General features: G+C 53.5%; 2 tRNA genes and 3 rRNA genes. All 5 read left to right on the top strand.

Annotated features, from left to right (window positions below):
* Positions 1-191: 191 nt before the first annotated feature.
* The 5 genes from AWB75_RS36015 to rrf all read left to right on the top strand — a co-directional run bounded on the left by AWB75_RS36015 (position 192) and on the right by rrf (position 5,447).
* Positions 192-1,723 (top strand): 16S ribosomal RNA (locus AWB75_RS36015).
* A 61-nt stretch (positions 1,724-1,784) separates the two neighbouring features.
* A tRNA-Ile gene (locus tag AWB75_RS36010) sits at positions 1,785-1,861 on the top strand.
* 46 nt (positions 1,862-1,907) lie between these two features.
* Positions 1,908-1,983, top strand: a tRNA-Ala gene (locus AWB75_RS36005).
* Positions 1,984-2,270: 287 nt separating this feature from the next.
* Positions 2,271-5,153 (top strand): 23S ribosomal RNA (locus tag AWB75_RS36000).
* A gap of 181 nt (positions 5,154-5,334) precedes the next feature.
* Positions 5,335-5,447: ribosomal RNA gene (gene rrf / locus AWB75_RS35995) — 5S ribosomal RNA — on the top strand.
* The 16S, 23S and 5S rRNA genes sit together here with 2 tRNA genes alongside, the layout of an rRNA operon.
* Positions 5,448-5,465 lie beyond the last annotated feature (18 nt).

The raw sequence follows: 5,465 nt of genomic DNA, 5'->3' as shown, positions 1-5,465 counted from the left end.
AGCCGATAAGTGTGGGCGCTTGATGGCGAGTGCGGTTTCAGTCTTTCGAGGCTGGAGCAATAGCAAAAGTAATCAAGAGTCTCACACGAAGTATAGAGGAAGGTTTTTCCATCTTTGGATGGAGTAAATCATCGTCAGTACGTTGAGTGAGCGACCGGTTTTGAAAGAAACCGAAAAACAGTAACAGGTTTGAACTGAAGAGTTTGATCCTGGCTCAGATTGAACGCTGGCGGCATGCCTTACACATGCAAGTCGAACGGCAGCACGGGGGCAACCCTGGTGGCGAGTGGCGAACGGGTGAGTAATACATCGGAACGTGTCCTGTAGTGGGGGATAGCCCGGCGAAAGCCGGATTAATACCGCATACGACCTGAGGGAGAAAGCGGGGGATCTTCGGACCTCGCGCTACAGGGGCGGCCGATGGCAGATTAGCTAGTTGGTGGGGTAAAGGCCTACCAAGGCGACGATCTGTAGCTGGTCTGAGAGGACGACCAGCCACACTGGGACTGAGACACGGCCCAGACTCCTACGGGAGGCAGCAGTGGGGAATTTTGGACAATGGGGGCAACCCTGATCCAGCAATGCCGCGTGTGTGAAGAAGGCCTTCGGGTTGTAAAGCACTTTTGTCCGGAAAGAAAACTTCGTCCCTAATATGGATGGAGGATGACGGTACCGGAAGAATAAGCACCGGCTAACTACGTGCCAGCAGCCGCGGTAATACGTAGGGTGCGAGCGTTAATCGGAATTACTGGGCGTAAAGCGTGCGCAGGCGGTCTGTTAAGACCGATGTGAAATCCCCGGGCTTAACCTGGGAACTGCATTGGTGACTGGCAGGCTTTGAGTGTGGCAGAGGGGGGTAGAATTCCACGTGTAGCAGTGAAATGCGTAGAGATGTGGAGGAATACCGATGGCGAAGGCAGCCCCCTGGGCCAACACTGACGCTCATGCACGAAAGCGTGGGGAGCAAACAGGATTAGATACCCTGGTAGTCCACGCCCTAAACGATGTCAACTAGTTGTTGGGGATTCATTTCCTTAGTAACGTAGCTAACGCGTGAAGTTGACCGCCTGGGGAGTACGGTCGCAAGATTAAAACTCAAAGGAATTGACGGGGACCCGCACAAGCGGTGGATGATGTGGATTAATTCGATGCAACGCGAAAAACCTTACCTACCCTTGACATGGTCGGAACCCTGCTGAAAGGTGGGGGTGCTCGAAAGAGAACCGGCGCACAGGTGCTGCATGGCTGTCGTCAGCTCGTGTCGTGAGATGTTGGGTTAAGTCCCGCAACGAGCGCAACCCTTGTCCTTAGTTGCTACGCAAGAGCACTCTAAGGAGACTGCCGGTGACAAACCGGAGGAAGGTGGGGATGACGTCAAGTCCTCATGGCCCTTATGGGTAGGGCTTCACACGTCATACAATGGTCGGAACAGAGGGTTGCCAAGCCGCGAGGTGGAGCCAATCCCAGAAAACCGATCGTAGTCCGGATCGCAGTCTGCAACTCGACTGCGTGAAGCTGGAATCGCTAGTAATCGCGGATCAGCATGCCGCGGTGAATACGTTCCCGGGTCTTGTACACACCGCCCGTCACACCATGGGAGTGGGTTTCACCAGAAGTAGGTAGCCTAACCGTAAGGAGGGCGCTTACCACGGTGGGATTCATGACTGGGGTGAAGTCGTAACAAGGTAGCCGTATCGGAAGGTGCGGCTGGATCACCTCCTTTCTCGAGCTTCGCACGCAAAATTAAGCGCTCACGCTTATCGGCTGTGGTTAAGACAGGCTATGGGTCTGTAGCTCAGTCGGTTAGAGCACCGTCTTGATAAGGCGGGGGTCGATGGTTCGAATCCATCCAGACCCACCAACGGTCAGGCGGGTCGGTCGGAGGATCGAGCAGACTCAAGGGACCAGGGGGATTAGCTCAGCTGGGAGAGCACCTGCTTTGCAAGCAGGGGGTCGTCGGTTCGATCCCGTCATCCTCCACCAAATCCTCAATGCACAGCGCTGAATCGGTGATTCAACGTTGCGCATTGGCGATTGATAGCCAGTTGATGTCGCGAGTAGAGAAACACGCTTGTCGGCTAAACGTTCTTTAACAATCTGGAAGAAGTAGTAAAGAGGCTATCTAAAAGCACTTAGAGATGGGTGTGAGTAAGGTAGTCAGGGTAGTGATTGTATCGAGTATGAAAAGGTGATCGAAAGATTGCTTTGGAATACGGCACAACGCGAATACTCAGCCTATGACGGGATGTCGAGAGACACACTCGTTATAGGGTCAAGCGAACAAGTGCATGTGGTGGATGCCTTGGCGATCACAGGCGATGAAGGACGCGGTAGCCTGCGAAAAGCGGAGGGGAGCTGGCAAACGAGCTTTGATCCTCCGATATCCGAATGGGGAAACCCGGCCCGAATGGGTCACCCACAACTGAATACATAGGTTGTGAGGAGCGAACGCGGTGAACTGAAACATCTAAGTAACCGCAGGAACAGAAATCAACCGAGATTCCCAAAGTAGTGGCGAGCGAAATGGGATCAGCCTGTACCTTTTATCTGATTTGTTAGTCGAACGCTCTGGAAAGTGCGGCCATAGCAGGTGATAGCCCTGTAGACGAAAACAGGTTGGAAGAACTAGGGGTACGAGAAGTAGGGCGGGACACGTGAAATCCTGTCTGAAGATGGGGGGACCATCCTCCAAGGCTAAATACTCGTGATCGACCGATAGTGAACCAGTACCGTGAGGGAAAGGCGAAAAGAACCCCGGGAGGGGAGTGAAATAGATCCTGAAACCGCATGCATACAAACAGTCGGAGCCTGGAAACGGGTGACGGCGTACCTTTTGTATAATGGGTCAGCGACTTACGTTCAGTAGCGAGCTTAACTGATTAAGGCAGGCGTAGCGAAAGCGAGTCCGAACAGGGCGATCAGTTGCTGGGCGTAGACCCGAAACCAAGTGATCTATCCATGGCCAGGTTGAAGGTGCGGTAACACGTACTGGAGGACCGAACCCACTAACGTTGAAAAGTTAGGGGATGAGCTGTGGATAGGGGTGAAAGGCTAAACAAACTTGGAAATAGCTGGTTCTCTCCGAAAACTATTTAGGTAGTGCCTCGTGTATCACCTTCGGGGGTAGAGCACTGTCATGGTTGTGGGGTCCATTGCGGATTACTACGCCATAGCAAACTCCGAATACCGAAGAGTGCAATCACGGGAGACAGACATCGGGTGCTAACGTCCGGTGTCAAGAGGGAAACAACCCAGACCGCCAGCTAAGGTCCCAAAGATTGGCTAAGTGGGAAACGAAGTGGGAAGGCTAAAACAGTCAGGAGGTTGGCTTAGAAGCAGCCACCCTTTAAAGAAAGCGTAATAGCTCACTGATCGAGTCGTCCTGCGCGGAAGATGTAACGGGGCTCAAGCCAGTCACCGAAGCTGCGGATGCACACGCAAGTGTGTGTGGTAGGAGAGCGTTCCGTAAGCCTGCGAAGGTGCGTTGAAAAGCGTGCTGGAGGTATCGGAAGTGCGAATGCTGACATGAGTAGCGATAAAGGGGGTGAAAAGCCCCCTCGCCGTAAGCCCAAGGTTTCCTACGCAACGTTCATCGGCGTAGGGTGAGTCGGCCCCTAAGGCGAGGCAGAAATGCGTAGCTGATGGGAAGCAGGTCAATATTCCTGCACCATTGTTAGATGCGATGGGGGGACGGATCGCGGAAGGTTGTCCGGGTGTTGGAAGTCCCGGTCGCTGCATTGGAGAAGGTGCTTAGGCAAATCCGGGCACGTAATTCAAGGGTGTGGCGCGAGCTCTCTAGGGAGCGAAGCAATTGGAAGTGGTTCCAAGAAAAGCCTCTAAGCTTCAGTCTAATAGTGACCGTACCGCAAACCGACACAGGTGGGCGAGATGAGTATTCTAAGGCGCTTGAGAGAACTCGGGAGAAGGAACTCGGCAAATTGGTACCGTAACTTCGGGATAAGGTACGCCCTTGTAGCTTGAACCCCCTGCGGGGTAAGGGTGAAAGGGTTGCAATAAACTGGTGGCTGCGACTGTTTAATAAAAACACAGCACTCTGCAAACACGAAAGTGGACGTATAGGGTGTGACGCCTGCCCGGTGCCGGAAGATTAAATGATGGGGTGCAAGCTCTTGATTGAAGTCCCGGTAAACGGCGGCCGTAACTATAACGGTCCTAAGGTAGCGAAATTCCTTGTCGGGTAAGTTCCGACCTGCACGAATGGCGTAACGATGGCCACACTGTCTCCTCCCGAGACTCAGCGAAGTTGAAGTGTTTGTGATGATGCAATCTCCCCGCGGCTAGACGGAAAGACCCCATGAACCTTTACTGTAGCTTTGCATTGGACTTTGAACCGATCTGTGTAGGATAGGTGGGAGGCTATGAAGCCAGGACGCTAGTCTTGGTGGAGCCGTCCTTGAAATACCACCCTGGTTTGTTTGAGGTTCTAACCTTGGTCCGTGATCCGGATCGGGGACAGTGCATGGTAGGCAGTTTGACTGGGGCGGTCTCCTCCCAAAGTGTAACGGAGGAGTACGAAGGTACGCTAGGTACGGTCGGAAATCGTGCTGATAGTGCAATGGCATAAGCGTGCTTAACTGCGAGACCGACAAGTCGAGCAGGTGCGAAAGCAGGTCATAGTGATCCGGTGGTTCTGTATGGAAGGGCCATCGCTCAACGGATAAAAGGTACTCTGGGGATAACAGGCTGATACCGCCCAAGAGTTCATATCGACGGCGGTGTTTGGCACCTCGATGTCGGCTCATCTCATCCTGGGGCTGTAGCCGGTCCCAAGGGTATGGCTGTTCGCCATTTAAAGAGGTACGTGAGCTGGGTTTAAAACGTCGTGAGACAGTTTGGTCCCTATCTGCCGTGGGCGTTGGATATTTGAAGGGGGCTGCTCCTAGTACGAGAGGACCGGAGTGGACGAACCTCTGGTGTACCGGTTGTCACGCCAGTGGCATCGCCGGGTAGCTATGTTCGGAAGAGATAACCGCTGAAAGCATCTAAGCGGGAAACTCGCCTTAAGATGAGATATCCCCGGGGCTTCGAGCCCCTTGAAGGGTCGTTCCAGACCAGGACGTTGATAGGTCAGGTGTGTAAGTGCAGTAATGCATTGAGCTAACTGATACTAATTGCCCGTAAGGCTTGATCCTATAACCAGTGTGTTTCGCGATGATCGTTAGTGCTTCAGCACTTACGAGCATCCCGCCCCCGTAGGGGGTAGCATGCGCACCGGTTGAGTGAGTCGTTGTGCAACAATCACCACCCGAATTCAATACTGCTTCTTCCCAGATTGGCTGTGGCGCGCAACCCGCGACACAGCAACAAGTCATGCCTGATGACCATAGCGAGTCGGTCCCACCCCTTCCCATCCCGAACAGGACCGTGAAACGACTCCACGCCGATGATAGTGCGGATACCCGTGTGAAAGTAGGTAATCGTCAGGCTCCTCATGCCCTAACGCC

The organism is Caballeronia catudaia, assembly GCF_001544755.2.
Classification (GTDB): domain Bacteria; phylum Pseudomonadota; class Gammaproteobacteria; order Burkholderiales; family Burkholderiaceae; genus Caballeronia; species Caballeronia catudaia.
Note: the sequence above shows the minus strand (reverse complement) of the source record. Positions and strands in the feature narration are given on the sequence as shown.